A 19,807-nucleotide genomic window follows, 5' to 3' on the forward strand; every position below is an offset into this window, starting at 1 on the left:
ACCAGAGCGGGCGGGTCGCCTCCCCGTTTGAGCATTCGGAATAGTTCGCCATGGTCAGTCCTACCCCCTCTTTTCATGCGCTGCCCTCCCGGCTGGCGGACTTTACGACCGTACCCGAGGCCATTTCCTACGCGGCGCAGGGTGAGACGGGCCTGAATTTCTATTCCGGCAAGGGTGAATTGCTGGAGGCATTGCCTTACCGCGACATGAAGGCCCAGGCGGAGGCTCTGGCGCGCCGCATGCTGGCCAGCGGTCTGGTCAGGGGGGACCGTGTTGCCATCATCGCGGAGAGCGATGGCGATTTCATGCGGGCCTTCGCCGCCTGCCAGTTTGCCGGGCTGGTTCCCGCACCGCTGCCGCTGCCGGCGGCCTTCGGGGGCAAGGACGCTTATATCGACCATATCCGCCGCATGATGCAGGGCGCTTCTGCCGCTGCCGCCCTGTCGCCGGCCAATCTGGCTGACTGGGTCGCCGCCGCCGCCGATGGGCTGGGCATGAAGGCGGTGGGAACGCTGGCCGTGTTCGACGGTGTGGATGGCAGCGGCATCGAATTGCCCACCATCGGCCCCGATGATCTTTGCTATCTGCAATTTTCCAGCGGCAGCACCCGCTTCCCCCTCGGCGTGGCGGTAACCCAGCGGGCGCTGATGGCCAATGCGCATGCCATCACGGCCCATGGGCTGAAAATCACCAAGGATGACCGCTGTGTCTCCTGGCTGCCGCTCTACCATGATATGGGGCTGGTCGGCTTCCTGCTGACCCCGATGGTTTGTCAGGTTTCGATCGATTATCTCCCGACCCGTGAATTTGCCCGCCGCCCGCTGCTGTGGCTGAGCCTGATCACGCGCAACCGTGGCACGCTCTCCTACAGCCCGTCCTTCGGGTATGAGCTTGCTGCCCGCCGTGCGGAGACGGCGTCCACCGAAGGGCTGGACCTGTCGACCTGGCGCGGTGCCGGCATTGGCGGTGATATGGTCCGCCCCCGCGTCATGCGCAAATTCGCTGAAACCTTCGCCAACCGTGGCTTTAAGGCGCAAGCCTTCGTGCCCTCCTATGGCATGGCGGAAGCGTCGCTGGCCCTGTCTTTCGCGCCGCTGGACACCGGTGTCGTGACCGATCTGGTTGATCTGGACCGGCTGGAGAATGAGGGTGTGGCTGTGCCGCCGGATGCGGACACCCAGCGCTCACGCGAATTTGTGCTGAATGGACCGGTCCTGCCGCTGCATGAGCTGGAAATCCGTGACCCGGATGGCCGTATCCTGCCGGAAAAGCGCGTGGGCCGGGTCTTTACCCGGGGCCCGTCCCTGATGCGGGAATATCTGGATCGGCCAGAGGAAACGGCGGCCGTTCTGTCCCCCGAGGGCTGGCTGGATACAGGCGATCTCGGCTATCTCTGCGACGGGCAGATCGTCATCACCGGTCGGGCCAAGGATCTGATTCTGGTAAATGGCCGCAATATCTGGCCGCAGGATCTGGAATGGTCGGCTGAACATGCGGTGGAGTCGCTGCGCAGCGGCGATGTGGTGGCCTTCTCCGTGGACAAGGATGCCGGCGAGGATGTGACGGTGCTGGTGCAGTGCCGTGCCACCCAGCCTGACGCGCGCGAGGCCCTGATGGCGGCTGTCAGCGGTGTGCTGCGTTCGGCCCATGGGGTGGAAGTGACGGTGGTGCTGGTGCCGCCGCATTCCTTGCCGCAGACCTCTTCCGGCAAGCTCAGCCGGTCGCGGGCCAAGCAGATGTATGTGCAAGGTGCCTTCAGCGCCAAGGCATCGGGCTGATCATGAAGCCGGTGGCTCCGCTGGCGGCTGTCACCGGTGCCACCGGCTTTCTGGGGCGTCATCTGGTGGCGGCCCTGGCAAGGGCCGGATTCCGGGTCCGGCTGCTGGTACGGCAGGACCCCACCCACCCATTGCTGGCAGGCATCCATCCCGAACTGGTGATGGGTGATCTGGGCAGTGATGCCGCCCTGGGCCGGCTGGTGCGCGGGGCCGATGTCGTGATCCACGCTGCCGGTCTGATCAAGGCCCGTAACCGCGATCATTTCTTTGCTGTGAATGAGGGTGGTTCCGCCCGGCTGGGGCGGGCCATCGCTGCCGGCGCGCCGGGCGCCCGTTTGGTGATCGTCTCTTCCCAGGCGGCGCGGGAGCCTCAGCTTTCCGATTATGCGGCCTCCAAACGGGCAGGGGAGGGGGCGGCGATTGGCGCCGCCGGTACCGCGGATTGGGTCATTGTGCGTCCACCGGCCATCTACGGCCCGTGGGACCGGGAGACACTGGCCTTGTTCAAAGCCCTGAAGGGGCCGCTCGTGCCGGTGCTGGGCGGGCCGAAAACCCGGATTGCCATGGTCCATGCAGTTGATGCCGCCGAGGCGGTTGCAGCCCTGGCCCGGCCCGGTGGGCCACCCGGCGAAACCTTTGCCCTGAGCGACGGCGTTACCGGTTATGGGTGGGGCATGATTCTCGATAGTGCCGCCCAGGCCATGGGGCGGTCCCCCCCGCGCGTGGCCATCCCGCATTCGCTTCTGCGTGCGGTGGGGCGGATCGGGACTCTGCGGGCCGCCCTGACCGGCCGGCCGCAGATGTTGACGGTTGGAAAAGTGCGGGAAATCAGCCATCCCGATTGGTCTGTCCCCGCCGCCGATTTGCCCCCGCCTGATGTCTGGCAGCCGCGCATTCCCTTAGCGGAAGGCTTCGCCGAGACCGTTTCCTGGTACCGCGCACATGGCTGGCTGTAGTTTTGTGTATGGAACAGATCAGCAATCTGTTGCGTAATTACCAGTCGCTGTGTCATCTGTCACAGAGCGTGGTGGCGGAACGTGCTTTGTTCTTGCATCCGCGAGCGTTGCATTTACCTTACCAAATCGTGACGCTTTTCTACGACCCAGGTCGGGGGGCACCTTCCTGGTTCGTTTTTCGTGAACAGCAATGGGCGGCCGGTGGCCGTCTCGAGTGATACCCTGGGGCGACTTAATGACTGCTGAGCTTGACGAGATTGTTGACGAAATAATCTCCGCCCTCGGGCCTACCGTTCAAACGCCAGTCACCATCACGACGGACACCAATATCACGCGCGACCTCGGCCTGGATTCCCTGGCCGTGATGGATTTCGTGATGGTGCTCGAAGACAAGTTCGACGTCTCGATTCCGCTGGAGCGGATTGCCGAGGTCGAAACGATAGGCGATCTGGCTAGGACCATTCAGGATCTCCGGGGGCGCGCCTGAGTCATGACCATCCTTGCCAAATTCACGCAGCTTCGTGAATCGTACCAGAAGATGGCGGCCATTGGCCGCGATCCTTTCAGCGTCCGATTCGACGGCATTCTTTCCCCGACCGAGGGGATGTTGAATGGTCGCCGGACCATTCTGCTGGGCACCAACAATTATCTGGGCCTGACCTTCGACCAGAGCTGCATCGACAAGGGCGTCGAAGCACTGGTGGAACAGGGAACGGGCACCACGGGTTCCCGCATCGCCAATGGCTCCTACGGTGGGCATGGCGATCTGGAACGCGATCTGGCGGATTTCTATGGCCGTCAGCATTGCATGGTGTTCACCACCGGCTATCAGGCCAATCTGGGCATCATCTCCACCCTGGTGGGCAAGGATGATATCCTGGTCATCGACGGTGACAGCCACGCCAGCATCTATGATGCGGCGAAGATGACCGCTGGTCAGGTTGTGCGCTTCCGCCATAACGACCCGGACGATCTCTATAAGCGTCTGCGTCGCCTGTCCGACCATCCCGGCAACAAGCTGGTGGTTGTCGAAGGCATCTATTCCATGCTGGGCGACACCGCCCCCTTGCGCGAATTTGCGCAGGTGAAGCGGGAAACCGGTGCCTTCCTGCTGGTCGATGAAGCCCATTCCATGGGTGTTCTGGGTCAGACCGGGCGCGGCCTGGCGCAGGAGGTGGGTGTTGAGGCGGATGTCGATTTCATCGTCGGCACCTTCTCCAAGAGCCTGGGCGCCGTTGGCGGCTTCTGTGTCTCCGACCTGCCGGATTTTGATATCCTGCGCGTTGCCTGCCGGCCCTATATGTTCACGGCATCGCTGCCGCCGTCGGTCATCGCCACCTCCATCCAGGCGCTGAAGCGCATGCGGGAGGAGCCGGGCCTGCGCCTGCGCCTGAATGCGAACTCCCATCGTCTGTATGAGGGGCTGCGCAATCTGGGCTTCCAGGTTGGGCCGGAAGCAAACCCGATCGTGGCTGTTGCCCTGCCGACGAAGGAACTGGCGATCACCTTCTGGAATGCCCTTCTGGAAGCCGGCCTCTATCTCAACCTGGCCCTGCCGCCGGCAACGCCGAACAGCCTGGCCCTGCTGCGGTCCAGCGTCAGCGCTGCCCACACGCCGCAGCAGATTGACACCGCGATCCAACTGTTTGCCCAGGTTGGCCGTGAATTGGGGGTTCTGCCGGACCCTGCCATCGTGCAGGCGGCGGAATAAGGTTTCTCCGTTTCAGGATCAAGAAAAGCCCCCGCGCCGAGAGGTTCGGGGGCTTTTTATGTCGTCAGACGCCAGATGGCGGCGAGCCAGCCTTGGTCCCGGCGGGGTGCTGCCAGCGGCCGCCGCCATTGCGTAACGGGTGCAAAACCCGCATCGCGCATCAGCCGGGTGAGGCTTTGGGGACGGCGCAGGGCGACATGGCGCCCGTCCGGCAATTCCCCTTCACTGTTATCCCCTGTGGGATCACAGCTATAAAAAAGGCCGCCGGCAACCAGCCATTCCCGTACCTGCTTCAGCAGGCCCGGCAGCGCCGGGCTGGGCAGGTGGAACAGCAGGTGATGGGCATAAAGCGCATCATAGCGCCGCCCCTGCCAGGGTGGGGGTGCTGGTGACAGCAAATCATGCTGATGGACGGTCTGGCCCGTGCGGCTGGCGGCGATGGCAACCAGGGCCGGGGCACCTTCTACCCCTTCCACCCGCGCGCCTGCTGCGGCCAGCGCCGTCAGGTCACGGCCATTGCCGCAGCCAAGCTCAAGGATGCCTGGATCAGGGACGGGAAGGGCGGCCATCAGACGGGTGATGGCATCGTGTGTGTCATGATCGGCCAAGGCCGTGTCGTAATGGGCGGCATGGTGCTGGTAATGATCCAGCGTCCGGTTCACCGTACGGCCCCCTGACGGCGTAACCGCGACAGGATGAAGGGCGCGGACAGGATGGGATGGCGCCGCTGCCAGGGTGTCAGTTCCACCCGCACGCCGGAATGGCGCTCGATCTTCCACAGGATGTAATCGACGCCATCTTTGAAGGTGAAGGCGGCCTTGGACAGGCGGGCGAGGTTCAGCACTTTGCCCAGCCGCCGCCGCAGACCCCAGCCGAAGCGGCCGGCGGCCCGCTGCTGCCCGGTCAGGATGGGGCGCAGAAGGTCACCGTCCGACGGCCCCTCCGCAATGCCCGCCGCTTTCCACCCCGGTAACAGCAGGGCGCGGTATCGGGCTTCGGCATGGCTGACCAGGCTGGCGCCGCGTTCCCCCTTCTCCACCCGCAATTCCGCGCCATAGGTGGCCCGGAACAGGGTTTCCCAATAGGCCGGTGCGCTGGCCGTTTCCGGCCCCAGCAAGGCGGCCCAGCGGGCGGCGGTGGTGACAGCAGCGGCCAGCGTATCCGTCACCATCTGCCGCGCCATCGCATCGCGCGCATGGGGCAACATGACCGGCTGGGCAAAGCGAGCCCAAAGCGTGGTGTCCAGGCTACCCGGTCGCATGGCCCGGATAAACTGGTCTGTGCGGATGATCGCCACTTTGGCCCGCAATATATGGCCCTGCCAGGGCAGTTCCCAATATTCCACCGTGGGCGGCAGGATACGGGTGGCGAGCGCCAGGGGGCGCGACTGATGCCAATCCACCAGCCGGTCGACCAGCACATAGAAATCCAGGACCCCCTCCACCGACCCGCTGCGCAGGTTGGACCCGTAAAACAGGATTGCCGCCACGTTGGGCCCGCCATGGGCGGCCAGCGCCCCAGCCATGGCCATGGCCGGGGCGGGCGGTTCCTCCTGTAATTCACGGGCGATGAGTTGCTGGGGCATTGGCCTTGCGCGTCAGGGGATGATGAAATCGATATGGTCGGCGCTGGAAAGCTGGATACGCCCGCCGGGATAGGTTTCCCCATCCATGATGAAGGGGCCGGGCAAGACCATGTCAATCCGATCTGCCCCGCCGCTGCGATAGGCACCGCTTTCCAGCATCCAGGGCGATGGGTTGCCTTTGGCCAGCCGGGGCAGGGCGCGCATCAGTGATGGCGGCGCGGCCGCTACATCCAGATAACGCAACCGGGCATCCCCATGGTTCCAGAAGGGCCATAAACCGAGGATCAGCCGGTGCAAGGTTGTGGACAGGAACAGGAAACGGTTGCCGCTCGGTGCGCGCTCTCCATCGGCGCTGAGGCTGATGGACTCCCCCGCCAGCCAGCCATGGGCATCGCGACCGATCAGCGCCCCGCCCAGCACCCCGGCCATGGCCAGCGCTACCGCGGCCCCCTGGGTGAAGCCGGCATTGTGAATGCGGGCATTGGCCAGTTCCGTCCCGCGAGTAAAAGCGCCAGCCCCCATGAACATGCCCCGCACGGTGCCATGTTCCCCATCCGGCCAGGAAATGGTCAGCACGGGTCGGCGCTGGCTGCCCTGATCCAGGCGGCCGCTTTGCGCGGCATCGATCAACCGGCGCAAGCCTTTCAGCCCATGGCCAGGGGTGCCGACGTCGGCGGCGATCAGGTTGGTCTTGCCAGCGGCCAGGATGGCCATGCGCGGGGGCTTGTCGCCAAAGGCGCCCGGCATGGCGGTCAGCACGTCGCGGACGGTACCGTCGCCCCCATCCACGCACAGCACATCCACCCCTTCACGGGCGAAATCGCTCAAGGTTTCGGCCAGCTCGGCGCGGGTGGCCGGTTCGGCGAAATAAAAGCCCAGCAGGGCTGCCGCCTGCTCGCGCGCATCGCCCCCGCCGCGCTTGTTGCGTTGGCTGCGCGGATTTCGGATCAAACCCAGACGAGACATGGGAAAAGCCGCTGCCCCCGCCTCAAGCCGACAGGTAGGAACGGATCGGCCCATTGGCCTGCGCGCGTTCCGCCTGGATGATCTGGGCCATATGGACCAGGAAGCACAGCACGATCCAGATCGCCACCAGCAACATGCCGATATCCGGCCGGCCCAGCAGGGTGGCAATGGTCAGGACCACCAGATTGGGGTTGCGCCGGGCGGTGATGAGCCGGAAGAAACTGTCGAACGGCCGCCAGGTGTGCATGTCGATCTTGAAACGGCTGAGGAAGTAGCCTTCCTGCAGGCGCTGAGAGACATAGCCGGCCCAGATCACCGCCAGAACCCAGCCCTCGCCACCCGGCATGGTGAAGCCGGCCACGCTCAACCCGGCCAGCCACGCCCACCACCAGAAGGGCGGATGCACCAGATCAATCCCATGATCAAAGATATTGCCCCATTTGCTGGAGGTCAGGGTGACACGCGCCAGCTTGCCATCCACCGTATCCAGGAAGGTCATGACCCAGGCAGCGGCCAATCCAGGCAGATACTGGCCCTGGGCGAACAGATAGAGCGCCAGCAGCATCAGGATGGCACCGATGCTGGTCACCATATTAGGGCTGAGGCCGATCAACGAACACCATTTGGTGACGTGCCGGGCCGGCAGGGGCCAGACATATTTGGTGATGATGTCGGTCACGCCCTTATAGCTGCCGGCAAACATCCGCTTTTCGATCGCCGGCAATGCTTCCCGCGTCAGGCGCAGCAGGAATGGATTCTCCCGCTTGCGAAGCTGGTGATTATAGGTGGAGGACAGGTCCCCCGGCCCGATCACCCGCAGCCGCGCCGACAGGTCGGCCGGCACCACGCGGGATTCGGAGAGCATGGTGGCAGTGGCCACGGTGTCGGCGGCTTCGCAATGAGCGGCCACCGGCTCCCCGCTGGCGGGATCGATCAGGATCGTGTCCGGCGCCTGGATCAGGTCGCGCACCAGCACCTCGTCAAAGACGAAATCGGTGCGCAGCAGGATATGCGCGCTACCTTTGGCATCACCATCCCAGGCCCGCACCTCTGGCACGCCGTTGCGGACCAGTTCACGCCGCAGACGCTCTGCCGAACTCATCCCCCACAAGCGCACGGGATTGGCGCCGATGGTGGCCCCCAGGAGGGGTTGGGTGGAGGGCTTGGCGGCGGCGGCCGGCTTATCGGATGCGGTCACGGGGCGGATACCTGGCAGGCGGAAAAGAAGATGCGCGTCTTCATACAGGCTGACAGGCCCTTTGCCTATGGGCAGCGCACAGCGTAGGCTGCGGCAATGCAACGTTTCCGCTTTGCCCACCTGTCCGACCCGCATCTGCCGCTGGAGCCTGACCGGCTTCGCGGGCGGGGTCTGCTGTCCAAGCAGCTTTTGAGCTACCTGTCCTGGCGGCGCAAAAGAAGGCATCACCACCGCCCGGATGTGCTGGCAGCGCTGGTGGCCGATATCCATGCCCATGCCCCCGACCATGTCGCGGTGACTGGTGATATCGCCAATATCTCCCTGCCCGGTGAGTTCACCCGCGGACGGGAATGGCTGGAAAGCGTCGGTCTGCCAGGGCAGGTCAGCTATATTCCGGGCAATCATGACGCGATGGTCACGGTGCCGTTCGGTCAGGGGCTTGGCTTGTGGCGGGACTATATGGAAGGCGATGTGGTCGCCGCTCCCGGCTCCAGCCTGCCCGACGGGCTTTTCCCCTATGTCCGTCGGCGGGGGCCGGTCGCTTTTATCGGTTTGAATTCCGGCCTGCCGACCCTGCCGCTGCTGGCGACCGGCCGGCTGGGCACGGCGCAGGTGGAAGCACTGGGGGATATTCTGTCCGACCTGGGGCGGCAGGGACTGTTTCGCGTCGTCATGGTGCATCATCCCGTGGCGGATGGTGTGGTCAAACCCCGTAAGGGTCTGACTGATCGGGCGCGCCTGCGGGCGGTTCTCGCCCGCCATGGGGCGGAGATGCTGCTGCATGGCCATGCGCACCGGGCCAGCCTTTCCACCATTGCCGGTCCATCCGGCATCATTCCCTGCCTCACCGTGCCCTCGGCTTCCTGTGGCGGGCTTGGCAAGGATGAGGCGGCGAAATGGAACCTCGTCACGGTGATGCGGGAAGCAGACGGCTGGCGGGTCCAGGTGGACATACGTGGCTATGATAGGCGGGAAGGTATCATCCCCACGGGTGGTTACACATTGTTAGTGCCGTTTCCGACCGTTTAAGCCTGCTTAGTCGCTTTGCCTGGGCGCGGAATGGTTCTATGGTGCCGCCTTTCCGGCCGTTAGCCCCCGCGTGCGCCCATGACCGACGTCCCGAACGCCACCTTGCTGAAATTCGGTTACCCGCACAGCGTGGTTGCCGAAACACCGTTCTGGACAATACAGGTCCGGCCGCAGCAGCCCACACTGGGGTCCCTGGTGCTGGTCTGCCGGGAACCGGTAACAGCTTTCGGTCAGGTCAGCCCGGCTGCCTTCGCCGCCCTTCAGCCCGTTGTGACACGGCTGGAGGCAGTGCTACGCCGTTTCGTCGATTATCAGAAAATCAACTATCTGATGCTGATGATGGTCGATCCCGATGTGCATTTTCACGTTATCCCGCGTTATCAGGGGGAACGGGATTTCCAGGGCACGGTTTTCACCGATGCCGGCTGGCCCGGTCCACCCAATCTGGGGGCGGCTGTGCCCCTGGATGCGGCAGCGATGGCGGAAATGACAGCCCTGTTGAAGCGGCTGTGGGACGAGGTGGCGTGAATTGATCGGAACCGGGGCGTCTGGGGCGAAGGGGCGGGCGGTCAGCACAAGGCTGATTGACCGCTATATCCTGCGCGAAACCCTGAAGCCGCTGGCGGGGTCGCTGGCGGTGGTGCTGATTGCCTTGCTGATGGAGCGGCTGCTGCGGCTGTTCGATCTGCTGGCAGTGCATGGCGGGCCGTTCGATCTGGTCGTGCGCATGGCGGCCAATCTGATCCCCCATTATCTGGGGCTGGCGCTGCCGGCAGCCTTCTTCATTTCCATGTTCATCATCGTCGCCCGCATGGGCGAGGATAATGAGCTGGACGCCCTGCAATCGACCGGTCTGTCCGTGCCCCGTATTGCCCGCGCCTTTCTGGGGCTGGGTGCGGTACTGATGGTCTTCTCCGTTCTGCTGTTCGGCTTTCTGCAGCCCTATGGGCGCTATGGCTACAGCGCGGTCTACCATTTGGTGGTCAATGCCGCCTGGGATGCCACCGTGCCGCAGGCAACCTTCGTGGATGCGGGCGATGGGGTGACGATCAGTGCCGATATTGTCGATGGCACCGGCCGCAATCTGAACCATGTGTTCGTCCACCAGAAGCGCCCGAATGGGGAAACCTGGGTCACCACGGCCAATAGTGGCACGCTGGCGGCAACCGCAGATCGGGAACGCATTCTCCTGACCTTGAATGACGGGGTACAGGTGCGCACCTTGCCTGACGGGCGCCAGCAGGTGCTGGATTTCGGTCGTCTGACCCTGGATCGGCCATTCCAACTGGTGACGGAACCGTTCCGGGCGCGGGGCAGCAGTGAACGCGAGCTGACCATTATCGAACTGTGGCAGGAGATGCGTGACCCGCATTCCATCCTGCCCCTGAACCAGCTTCAGTCGGAATTCCATTCCCGTCTGGCGCGTGCCTTCAGCCTGCCCTTGCTGCCACTGTTGGCTGTGCCGATGGGGATGGCGGCCAAAAGGGCGCGGCGCGGGCAGGGCATCGCCCTGGCCACCCTGATCTTGCTGATTTACCACCACACGATCCAGTTGGGGGAGAGCCTGGCCGATATCGGCCGCGTGCCGGCCCTGCTGGGTATCTGGATTCCCTTCGCCCTGTTTGCCGCGCTCTGTGCCTGGTTATTCCGTCGCGCCCAGGTGCGACCGGGCGAGAATCCCTTTGCCGCCCTTTTCGATGGCATTGATGCGGCCCTGACCCGGCTGGCGCGGCTGTTGCCCCGCCGTGCCAAGGATAAGGACAAGGCCGGGAAGAAGGTGGCACCGTGACCAATACCATCACCCGCTATCTCACCCGTACCTTCCTGATCCGCGTTCTGTCGGTGCTGGCCGCCTTGTCGGCCCTGCTGCAATTACTGGATCTGCTGGATGCTGCCAGTTCCGTGCTGGAACGTGGCGGCGGTATCCTGGATATCCTGCGCTATGTCAGCCTGCGCCTGCCGATGATCGTGGAGCGGCTGGTGCCGCTGGCGGTGCTGATCGGCTCCCTGTCCACGCTCTGGACCTTTGCCGCCACGAATGAGTTCGTGGCCATGCGGTCGGTGGGCATGACGCCCTATCAGATCATGGGCGCGATGTTGCCGGCGGCGGTATTGCTGGCGGCTTTCCACTTTCTGATCGCTGATCAGATTGCGCCCCGGTCGGAACGGGCCTTTGTGACATGGTGGAATTCCACCACTGAGCCGGGAGAGGAGCCAGAGGCGCCGAAGCCGATCTGGTTCCGGCTGGGGAATGCTGTCGTGGGCATCCAGGATACGGGTGATGATGGTCTTAGCCTGACCGGGCTGGAACTGGTGGAGCGTGACGAAAAGGGCCGTGCCACATTGATCCTGCAGGCTGAGAAGGGTGTCTGGCAGGGTGGCGCCTGGATGTTGACCGGTGTTTCCCGCACCCGCGTCGGCACCCCGCTGGAGGTGGAGAAGCTGGCGAGCCTGCGTTGGCAGGCGCCTTTGACCCCGGCCAACCTTGTGGAATTGCGGGTGCCGACGGAGAGCATTTCCGTTAACCGTCTGCTGCGCATTCTGCACGGTGCCTGGGCTGGCAGCCAGAGCCCGGCTTATTATGCGACCCGTCTGCATTCAACCTATGCCGGCCCCCTGGCCTCCCTGGTCATGCTGCTGCTGGCGGCCCCTGTGGCCCATGGGCTGCGCCGCCGGGGTGGGGCGATGGGCAGCGTCGCCCTCGGCGTGGTCGTGGGGCTTACCTTCCTGCTATCGTCCGGGATTTTAGGGTCCATGGGGCAGGCTGGTGCCTTGCCGCCCTGGGTGGCGGTATGGTCGCCGCTGCTGTTCTTCACCGCCGTTGGCGGCGCGATCATGGTGCATGTGGAAGGGTAAGGGAAAGGCAGGGGGCAGACCTGTCCCGCCTTGGTGCTTGCCGTCCCGCACGCGCCGCCCTACTTTCGCAGTGCCGTAATATTTATCTCGCCTTCCCGGCGGGTGTTTCAGGAAAGGATCACGGGCATGTGGGGCGATGCCTGGCGTGGCCGCAGCTATGACCTGGGGAAGATGAATCTGCGCGATCTGGCGATCGCCTATTCAACATATCCCGCTATCCAGGCCTATGCGGCCCTGGCACTGATCAGCGCCGTGCTGGCTTTGGTCTGGGTGGAAAGCTGGCTGCGCCTGGGCGCAGTGGTGCTGGTGGCATCGCTGCTCTATCCGCTGGCCTGGTATGGCATCCACCGTTACATCCTGCATGGCCGCTGGCTTTACCGGATGAAATGGTCGGCCACCCTGTGGAAGCGCATCCATTTCGACCATCATCAGGACCCGCATAAGCTGGAAGTGCTGTTCGGCAGCCTGGCCAACACATTGCCGACCATTGCCCTGGTGACAGTGCCGGTGGGTTGGTTGATTGACGGGCAGGCGGGCGCCGCCGCTGCGCTGGCGACCGGGCTGGTGACCACCTGTGTTTATGAATTTTTCCACTGCATCCAGCACCTGAATTACAAGCCCCGCTGGGCTTGGGTGGCGCGGATCAAGCAGCTTCACCTCTACCACCATTTCCACAATGAAGACGGCAATTACGGCATCATCGCCTATGGGCCGGACATGCTGTTCGGCAGCTATTATGCCGAAGCCAAGCAGATGCCGCGCAGCCCCACGGTTTTCAACCTGGGCTATGATCTGGCGGAAGCTGAGCGCTATCCCTGGGTGATGGAAGCAACCGGCGCCCCGCCGCGTGACCGCCCGCCGCGCCCGCCGGCCCAGACGGGTAACGAGAAGGTGAAGGCGGCATCGTGACCGGCACTTCCATCAATAGCGATGCCATCCGGATCGAGCAGGTCGCCGATCCGTCCGCCATGGATCAGTTCATCCGCCTTCCTTACCGGTTGCATCAGGGCGATCCCAACTGGGTGCCGCCCCTGATGCTGGAACGGCAGGAGGCGCTGTCACCCGCTAAGAATCCTTATTTCCAGCATGCCGAGGTGGCGTTTTTCCTGGCACGGCGCGGGGATCAGGTCGTGGGGCGCATTTCCGCCCAAGTTGACCGGCTGGCGCTGGAAACGCATCAGAACGGCACCGGCCATTTCGGCCTGCTGGCGGCGGAAAATGATCCGGCCATCGTCCAGCTTCTGCTGGCAACGGCGGAGACCTGGCTGCGGGAGCGGGGGATTACCCGCGTTATCGGTCCCTTCAACCTGTCCATCAATGAAGAGACCGGGCTGCTGGTATCGGGCTGGGACACGCCACCGATGCTGCTGATGGGCCATGATCGGGACTATCTGGGCGGATTGGTTGAGGCGGCGGGCTATGCTAAGGCCAAGGATATTTTTGCCTATCTCTATAATATTGAACGCGATTTGCCGCGCACCGTGCGCGGCGTGATCGACCGGCCCTGGCCGACAGACTTGCGGGTCCGCCCGCTGGACATGAAGCGGTATGATGAGGATTTGAAGATCATCACTGCCATCTTCAATGATGCGTGGCTGAATAACTGGGGCTTCGTGCCGCTGACCGAGGCGGAAATCGCCCATATGGCCAAGTCCCTTCGTCCCCTGATCAATCCCCGACTGGTGCAGATTGCCGAGGTGAAGGGCGAGCCGGTGGCATTTGGCGTGTGCCTGCCCAATCTGAACGCTGCCATCCATGATCTGGGCGGCAAGCTGTTGCCCTTTGGCTGGGCCAAATTGCTGTGGCGGCTGAAAGTGACCGGCGTGAAGACGGCGCGCGTGCCGCTGATGGGTGTGAAGCGCAATATCTCCAAAGGGTTGGTGGCGGTGCTCCCTTTCCTGGTGATTGACGCGATGCGCAAGGAAGCCAAAGCGCTGGGATACGAGAAGATCGAGCTGTCCTGGATTTTGGAAGACAATATGCCGATGCGCCGGATCATCGAAGCGTTCGGCACCACCAACTATAAAACCTATCGGCTGTATACCAAGGATCTGTGATGTCCCAGCCGATGACGACCCTGATCCTGGCCGGGTCGCGCGGGCCGGACGATCCGGTGGCGCGGCTGGCTGGGGTCAGCCACAAGGCCTTCGCCCCCATTGCCGGTATTCCCATGCTGGTCCGCGTTGTGCGGGCGCTGACGGCCTCGCCTACCGTGGGCACGATCCATATCGCCATTGAACGGCCTGACCTGGTACGCGACCATCCGGAACTGGGCCTGTTGCTGGATGGCGGTCGGCTGGCCCTGCTGCCGGCGGAAGGCAGCCCCAGCCGCACCGTGGGGGCCGCCCTGGAAACCCTGGGGTCACCCCTGTTCGTCACCACGGCTGACCATGCGCTGCTACGACCGGAATGGGTGCAGTATTTCCTGAACAACCTGCCGGATGGTGCGGATGTGTGCGCCGCCCTGGCCCGGGATCATGTGGTGCAGGGGGCGGTGCCGGAAACCAAGCGCACGTATCTGCGCTTCGCGGACGGGGCTTTTTCCGGCTGCAACATGTTCGCCTTCCGCACCCCGCAAGCCGTTGGTGTTGCCCATCTATGGCGGCAGGTGGAAGCCCAGCGCAAAAATCCGCTGCGGATGATCCGCCTGCTGGGGCCGCTCTCGGTGCTGCGCTTCCTGCTCGGGCGGCTGACCCTGGGGGCGGCGCTGAAGCGCCTGGGTACCATTGCCGGCGCGCGTGCGGCGATTGTGGAAATGCCGTTCGGGCTGGCCGCCGTGGATGTGGACAAGGAAGCGGACATGGTGCTGGCGGAAAAGCTGCTGTCCTGACCGGTTTTTCCGGCGGCAGGACATGAAAAGGGGGATGGCGCGGGCCATCCCCCTTTTCGTTTCAGCCATCGCGTGAGCTTAACCGATTACGCTTTCCGGGCTGACCACCGGGCCCAGATGGGCAATGGCGGGGTGGGTCAGCTTGCCCTTGGCAACGTTCAGGCCGTTGCGCAGATGCACATCATCGGACAAGGCCTGCACCCAGCCCTTGTCCGCCAGGGCCAGCACGAAGGGGGCTGTGGCATTGTTCAGCGCGAAGGTGGAGGTGCGGGCAACGGCACCCGGCATGTTGGCCACGCAATAATGGATCACGCCATCCACAACATAGGTCGGGTCCGCATGGGTGGTGGCGTGGCTGGTCTCAAAGCAGCCGCCCTGGTCGATGGCCACATCCACCAGCACGGCACCTTTCTTCATGCGGCCAACCAGATCGCGGCTGACCAGCTTGGGGGCTTCTGCACCCGGCACCAGTACGGCGCCAATCACCAGATCGGCTTCCAGCACGGCCTGTTCGATCGTATCGACATTGGCATAGACCGTGTTCAGCCGACGGCCGAACTGCTGATCCAGCACGCGCAGCCGGTCCAGCGACTTGTCCAGCACGGTGACGTGGGCCTCCAGCCCCATGGCCATGCGGGCGGCATTGGTCCCGACCACACCACCGCCGATGATGGCCACCTTGGCCGGCGGCGTACCCGGAACGCCGCCCAGCAGGATGCCGATCCCGCCATAGGATTTTTCCAGGCAATGGGCGCCAGCCTGGATGGACATGCGCCCGGCCACTTCCGACATCGGCGCCAGCAAGGGCAGGCCGCCATTGCGGTCGGTCACGGTTTCATAGGCGATGCAGATGGCACCGGATTCCTGCAACAGCTTGGTCTGTTCCGGATCGGGCGCCAGATGCAGATAGGTGAACAGAATCTGGCCGGGGCGCAGCATGCGGCATTCCTGCGGCTGCGGCTCCTTCACCTTCACGATCATGTCGGCCTTGGCGAAAATCTCTTCCGCATTATCGATGATGGTGGCCCCGGCGGCCACATACAGGTCATCGCTTAACCCGATGGCGGTGCCTGCATCCTTCTGCACGATGACCTGATGGCCGTGCACTACCAACTGGCGGACATTGCCGGGGATCAGGCCGACGCGATATTCGTGATTCTTGATCTCTTTCGGAACGCCGATCAGCATTATTTTTCTCCCTGTCTTATGTGTAAAACGATACGCCTGAAGGGGTGTGAAGGTCCTTGCAAAGACAGGGGCCGCCATGGCCTGATTTCGGCGTTTCGTGCATTAAATCTGACTGAGACGGGGGATTATGCGGCCGATCGACCTGGACGCCATTGATCGTAAGATTCTCACCATCATCCAGGCAGATGGACGGATCAGCGTCGCCGACCTGGCAGAACAGGTGGGCCTGTCACCGTCTGCCTGCCATCGCCGCCTGAAACGGCTGGAGGAGGAGGCGGTCATTGAAGGCTATGTCGGGCTGGTCAGTCCGGCGGCTTTGGGCCGGGGCACGTCGGTTTTCGTGCAGATCACCTTGGATCGGCAGCAAGACCAGGATCTGCGCGCGTTTGAGGCGCGGGTGATGGAATGCCCGGAGGTGATGGAATGTTATCTGATGGCTGGCGAAGCGGATTTCCTGCTCCGAGTCGTGGTGGCGGATGGCAGCGATTATGAGCGGCTGCATACCCAGACATTAACCCGCCTGCCGGGCGTGGCACGGATACGATCCAGCTTTACCCTGCGCACGGTGGCCAAAAGGACCACCGTGCCGATGGGGTAAGCGGGCACGCGCCCTGGCTTATTCGGGTACCGGATACATGCCATCAAGACAGATGAAGGCATTGAGGGTGACGTAGGGCGGCGGCGGCAGTGCCGTGCTGATCGTTTGCGGCGTCTGTACGGTTTCCGTTTGGCTACTTCCTTCCGGCTTGGCTGCGGAAACGCCGCTGCCCGACGGAATGGTGATGCTGGTCGCGCCACCCGCGTCACCCAGACGGTTTGTGGAAAGACGACCTGTTGCACCATTTGCCGGCGTGACGGGGACGCGGCCGCGCAGGTCAGGCAGGGCGAAATTTGTTCTGCCATCGCCGCCATAGGCCGTCCCGAGCAGGCTGAAAAGGGCCTGATATTGCATGATCGGCAGGAGACGACCGTCGCACGGCAGCCAGCCGGCTGGCGGTCGCTGGAACGCAAAGAAGCAGACCTGTCCAATGTAGAAATCCGTCATTCCGCTCTCCATCTAAAGGTTGTGTAAAGACGGGTTTAACACAATTTTTTCTTATGTAAATGGAGATCGTGAAGAGGGGCTGTTCGGTTTTTGAAGGTTCAATGCCCAAATTCATGGGATAAACAAGGATACGTAAAGGAAACGTCAAAATGTCCATGATTCGCGTCGGTTGCGGCGCTTTCATCCAGGATGCCGAAGGGCGTCTGTTGCTGGTTAAGCGCCGCCGTCATCCGGAGGCCGACCATTGGGGCTTGCCGGGTGGCAAGGTGGATTTCCTGGAGCCGGTGCCGGTGACCATCGTCCGCGAAATCCGGGAGGAACTGGGGGTGGAAATCGCCCTGACCGGCCTGCTCTGCGTTGTGGACCAGATCGATGCGCAAGCGGGGACCCATTGGGTCAACCCGGTTCACCGCGCGAGAATCGTCAGCGGCGAGCCGGCTGTGATGGAACCGGACGCATTGGCCGACTGGGGCTGGTTTGATCTAGCGGATTTGCCGGCCCCTTTGACCTTTTCCACGCGCACGGCGCTGGCGGCTTTGACCCCTGGATAAAGAAAAGCCCGCGATGCCAGGGGCACCGCGGGCGATAAAGGGAGGCACCTGACCATCCAGGTTGGGGCTGCAGGAGGCCAGGTGATCGTGCCTGCCCTTAGAACAAGGGGAGAGGGAAAGGGTTCCCGCCCTTTGTTCAGGATTCTTTTTTCTTCGCCCCGATCTTTGGCTCCTCGCCCTTCAGCAGGCGGGCGATATTGTCCTTGTGCCGGACAAACACTAGCAAAGTGATGAAAACGCATAGGCCCGCCACAGCCGGTCCGGCCAGGAACCAGCTTGTCACCGGGCTGAGCCCGATGGCAATCAGGGCAGAGAGGGAGGAAATGCGGAACAGGGCTGCCGCCAGCAGCCAGGTACCGCAGGCAGCCAAGCCGACCGGCCAGGAAATGGCCAGCAGCACGCCCAGCGCCGTGGCAACCCCCTTGCCGCCCTTGAAGCCCAGCCAGACGGGGAAGGAATGGCCCAGCATGGAGCCGGCGGCGGCGGCAATGGCGGCTTCCGTACCGCCCAGCCACAGGGCCAGCAGGGTAGCAATGCCGCCTTTGCCGCTATCCAGGATCAGGGTGGCGGCGGCCAGGGGCTTGTTGCCCGTTCGCAGCACATTGGTGGCGCCGATATTACCACTGCCGATCTTGCGGATATCGCCATAGCCGGCCAACCGGGTCAGCACCAGCCCGAACGGGATGGACCCCAACAGATAGCCCCCTGCGAAGGCGGCAAGAAGCAGACCCCAGGCCAGGGACGTGGTGGCCGGTTCAACCATGGTCGCGGCGATCCTTTTCTTCTTCTATCGGGTTCTGTCGGGCGCTGGGGTCAGCCGGCGTGGGTGAACACGGTGCGGCCATCCACGACAGTACGCATCACCATGCCCTGAACCGGGCGGCGATCAAAACAGCAATTTTTCGATTTGGACGCGAGCTTGTCCGCTTCCACGCACCAGGGGCGGTCCGCATCGAACAGCACCAGATCGGCCGGCCCGCCCTTGGTCAGGCGACCCAGGGACTTCAGCCCCAGAATATCCGCCGGGATATGGGTAAGGGCGGCCAGGGCGCGGCTCAGCGGCAACTGGCCCTTATGGACCAGTTCCAGGGCCAGTGGCAGCAGCGTCTCAAACCCGACCGCGCCAAAGGCGGCCTGGGCGAAGGGCACCCGCTTGCTGTCCTGATCATGCGGCTGGTGGTCTGACGTGATGGCGTCAATCGTGCCATCGGCCAGACCTTCGACAATCGCCTGACGGTCGCTATCGCTGCGCAGCGGCGGCGACAGCTTGAAGAAGGTGCGGTAATCGCCCACATCCCGTTCCGTCAGGGCGAAATAGGGCGGGGCGGTATCGCAGGTGATGCGGATGCCGCGTGCCTTGGCCCGGCGGATGACATTGACCGATTCGGCCGTGGAAATATTGGCGGCGTGATAACGACCGCCGGTCATTTCCACCAGACGCAGGTCACGTTCCAGCATGATCACTTCGGCCATGCCGGGGATGCCGCCCAGGCCCAGGCGCGTCGCCATTTCCCCTGCATTCATCACCCCGCCGGCCAGACGTGGCTCGCTGGGATGCTGGAAAATCGTCTGGCCGAAGGCGCTGGCATAGGCGAGCAGGCGGCGCATCAGCGCCGGATCGGCAATCGGCCCGCCATCGGTGAAGCCGATGGCACCGGCTTCAGCCAACAGGCCGATTTCCGTCAGTTCCTTGCCCGCCGTTTCCCGCGTGGCGGCGGCATAGGCGAAGATTTTCACCCGCTTGGTTTCCCGCGCGCGCCGCGCGATGAATTCCAGGCCGGCCAGATCGTCGATCACCGGATCGGTATTGGGCAAGGCGGCCAGGGCGGTGATACCACCGGCGGCCGCACTGCGGCTGGCGGTCTGGATCGTCTCATTATGCTCAAAACCCGGCTCGCCCACGGCGGCCCGCAGGTCCACCAGACCGGGGGAGAGGGTCAGGCCGGCACAATCGACGCGCTCGGCCCCTTCCGGTGCGCCGTTCGCCAGCAGGCCAGGGCCGAAATCGGCGATGCGGCTGCCTTCCACCAGCAGGTCACCCACGGCATCCATGCCGGTGGCGGGGTCGATCAGGCGGGCATTGAGGAAAGCGGTACGATGGGTCATGACAGGGC

Annotated in this window: 21 protein-coding genes; 13 read left to right on the plus strand and 8 right to left on the minus strand. The window is 63.7% G+C overall.

Features of this window, described 5'->3' with window-relative positions; translation table 11 throughout:
- The first annotated feature begins 50 nt into the window (after positions 1–50).
- From G473_RS0117190 to spt, 4 genes are all read left to right on the plus strand, one after another.
- Positions 51–1,778 (plus strand): fatty acyl-AMP ligase, encoded by a 1,728-nt coding sequence (locus G473_RS0117190; RefSeq protein WP_051330375.1) that lies wholly within the window; start codon positions 51–53, stop codon positions 1,776–1,778.
- 2 nt (positions 1,779–1,780) lie between these two features.
- Positions 1,781–2,734 (plus strand): NAD-dependent epimerase/dehydratase family protein, encoded by a 954-nt coding sequence (locus G473_RS0117195; RefSeq protein WP_029014130.1) that lies wholly within the window; start codon positions 1,781–1,783, stop codon positions 2,732–2,734.
- Positions 2,735–2,969: 235 nt separating this feature from the next.
- The gene (locus G473_RS0117200) at positions 2,970–3,221 is read left to right on the plus strand and encodes an acyl carrier protein (protein ID WP_029014131.1); all 252 of its coding nucleotides are present in this window, start codon (positions 2,970–2,972) and stop codon (positions 3,219–3,221) included.
- Between the two features lie 3 nt (positions 3,222–3,224).
- A complete protein-coding gene (gene spt / locus G473_RS0117205; protein WP_029014132.1) occupies positions 3,225–4,445 on the plus strand; it encodes a serine palmitoyltransferase in 1,221 nt (406 codons plus the stop codon).
- A 56-nt stretch (positions 4,446–4,501) separates the two neighbouring features.
- On the opposite strand, the gene G473_RS27475 is transcribed toward spt, so the two are convergent.
- Genes G473_RS27475 through G473_RS0117225 form a run of 4 tightly spaced genes read right to left on the minus strand, consistent with a single transcriptional unit; the run spans position 4,502 to position 8,194 of the window.
- Entirely contained in the window at positions 4,502–5,107 is a 606-nt protein-coding gene (locus G473_RS27475) for a class I SAM-dependent DNA methyltransferase (protein ID WP_051330376.1), read from the minus strand.
- The gene (locus tag G473_RS27480; RefSeq protein ID WP_051330377.1) at positions 5,104–6,030 is read right to left on the minus strand and encodes a hypothetical protein; all 927 of its coding nucleotides are present in this window, start codon (positions 6,028–6,030) and stop codon (positions 5,104–5,106) included. Before G473_RS27480 ends, G473_RS27475 begins: the two co-directional genes overlap by 4 nt.
- Positions 6,031–6,042: 12 nt before the next feature.
- A complete protein-coding gene (locus G473_RS0117220; RefSeq protein WP_029014133.1) occupies positions 6,043–6,996 on the minus strand; it encodes a diacylglycerol/lipid kinase family protein in 954 nt (317 codons plus the stop codon).
- A 22-nt stretch (positions 6,997–7,018) separates the two neighbouring features.
- A complete protein-coding gene (locus G473_RS0117225) occupies positions 7,019–8,194 on the minus strand; it encodes a CDP-alcohol phosphatidyltransferase family protein (protein WP_245580090.1) in 1,176 nt (391 codons plus the stop codon).
- Positions 8,195–8,290: 96 nt separating this feature from the next.
- Here G473_RS0117225 and G473_RS0117230 point away from each other — a divergent pair, with 96 nt between their 5' ends.
- The 7 genes from G473_RS0117230 (at position 8,291) to G473_RS0117260 (ending at position 14,909) form a co-directional block, all read left to right on the plus strand.
- Positions 8,291–9,223, plus strand: coding sequence for a metallophosphoesterase family protein (locus G473_RS0117230; RefSeq protein WP_029014135.1), 933 nt, complete (start codon positions 8,291–8,293; stop codon positions 9,221–9,223).
- A 78-nt stretch (positions 9,224–9,301) separates the two neighbouring features.
- Positions 9,302–9,751 carry an HIT family protein gene (locus tag G473_RS0117235; protein WP_029014136.1) on the plus strand — a complete coding sequence of 150 codons (450 nt, stop codon included), beginning with the start codon at positions 9,302–9,304 and terminating at the stop codon, positions 9,749–9,751.
- Position 9,752: 1 nt separating this feature from the next.
- Positions 9,753–11,012: an LptF/LptG family permease gene (locus tag G473_RS0117240; protein ID WP_029014137.1), complete on the plus strand. Its 1,260-nt coding sequence runs from the start codon at positions 9,753–9,755 to the stop codon at positions 11,010–11,012.
- Positions 11,009–12,079: an LPS export ABC transporter permease LptG gene (lptG, locus tag G473_RS0117245; RefSeq protein WP_029014138.1), complete on the plus strand. Its 1,071-nt coding sequence runs from the start codon at positions 11,009–11,011 to the stop codon at positions 12,077–12,079. The genes G473_RS0117240 and lptG overlap by 4 nt, the downstream gene beginning before the upstream one ends.
- 126 nt (positions 12,080–12,205) lie before the next feature.
- On the plus strand, positions 12,206–12,988 hold the full coding sequence (locus G473_RS0117250; RefSeq protein ID WP_035707598.1) for a sterol desaturase family protein: 783 nt from the start codon (positions 12,206–12,208) through the stop codon (positions 12,986–12,988).
- Complete coding sequence (locus tag G473_RS0117255) at positions 12,985–14,136, plus strand: hypothetical protein (protein ID WP_035707601.1); 1,152 nt, start codon at positions 12,985–12,987, stop codon at positions 14,134–14,136. Before G473_RS0117250 ends, G473_RS0117255 begins: the two co-directional genes overlap by 4 nt.
- Entirely contained in the window at positions 14,136–14,909 is a 774-nt protein-coding gene (locus tag G473_RS0117260; RefSeq protein ID WP_029014141.1) for a nucleotidyltransferase family protein, read from the plus strand. The genes G473_RS0117255 and G473_RS0117260 overlap by 1 nt, the downstream gene beginning before the upstream one ends.
- A 78-nt stretch (positions 14,910–14,987) precedes the next feature.
- Here G473_RS0117260 and ald read toward each other — a convergent pair whose 3' ends face one another.
- Positions 14,988–16,097, minus strand: coding sequence for an alanine dehydrogenase (ald, locus tag G473_RS0117265; RefSeq protein ID WP_029014142.1), 1,110 nt, complete (start codon positions 16,095–16,097; stop codon positions 14,988–14,990).
- 127 nt (positions 16,098–16,224) lie between these two features.
- Between ald and G473_RS0117270 the strand changes: the two genes are divergently transcribed.
- Positions 16,225–16,695, plus strand: coding sequence for an Lrp/AsnC family transcriptional regulator (locus tag G473_RS0117270; protein WP_035707607.1), 471 nt, complete (start codon positions 16,225–16,227; stop codon positions 16,693–16,695).
- Positions 16,696–16,713: 18 nt separating this feature from the next.
- On the opposite strand, the gene G473_RS29475 is transcribed toward G473_RS0117270, so the two are convergent.
- Positions 16,714–17,142: a phage tail protein gene (locus G473_RS29475; protein ID WP_051330378.1), complete on the minus strand. Its 429-nt coding sequence runs from the start codon at positions 17,140–17,142 to the stop codon at positions 16,714–16,716.
- 149 nt (positions 17,143–17,291) lie between these two features.
- Between G473_RS29475 and G473_RS0117280 the strand changes: the two genes are divergently transcribed.
- Positions 17,292–17,693, plus strand: coding sequence for an NUDIX domain-containing protein (locus tag G473_RS0117280; protein ID WP_035707610.1), 402 nt, complete (start codon positions 17,292–17,294; stop codon positions 17,691–17,693).
- 136 nt (positions 17,694–17,829) lie between these two features.
- Here the strand turns inward: G473_RS0117280 and plsY are convergent, their stop codons facing one another.
- Together plsY and pyrC are read right to left on the minus strand one after the other, a co-directional pair.
- Positions 17,830–18,456, minus strand: coding sequence for a glycerol-3-phosphate 1-O-acyltransferase PlsY (plsY, locus tag G473_RS0117285; protein ID WP_035707613.1), 627 nt, complete (start codon positions 18,454–18,456; stop codon positions 17,830–17,832).
- A gap of 50 nt (positions 18,457–18,506) precedes the next feature.
- Positions 18,507–19,799, minus strand: a complete 1,293-nt coding sequence (gene pyrC, locus G473_RS0117290; protein ID WP_029014146.1) for a dihydroorotase — start codon at positions 19,797–19,799, stop codon at positions 18,507–18,509.
- Positions 19,800–19,807 lie beyond the last annotated feature (8 nt).

Origin of the sequence: Niveispirillum irakense DSM 11586 (assembly GCF_000429645.1) — a bacterium.
Taxonomy (GTDB): Bacteria; Pseudomonadota; Alphaproteobacteria; order Azospirillales; family Azospirillaceae; genus Niveispirillum; species Niveispirillum irakense.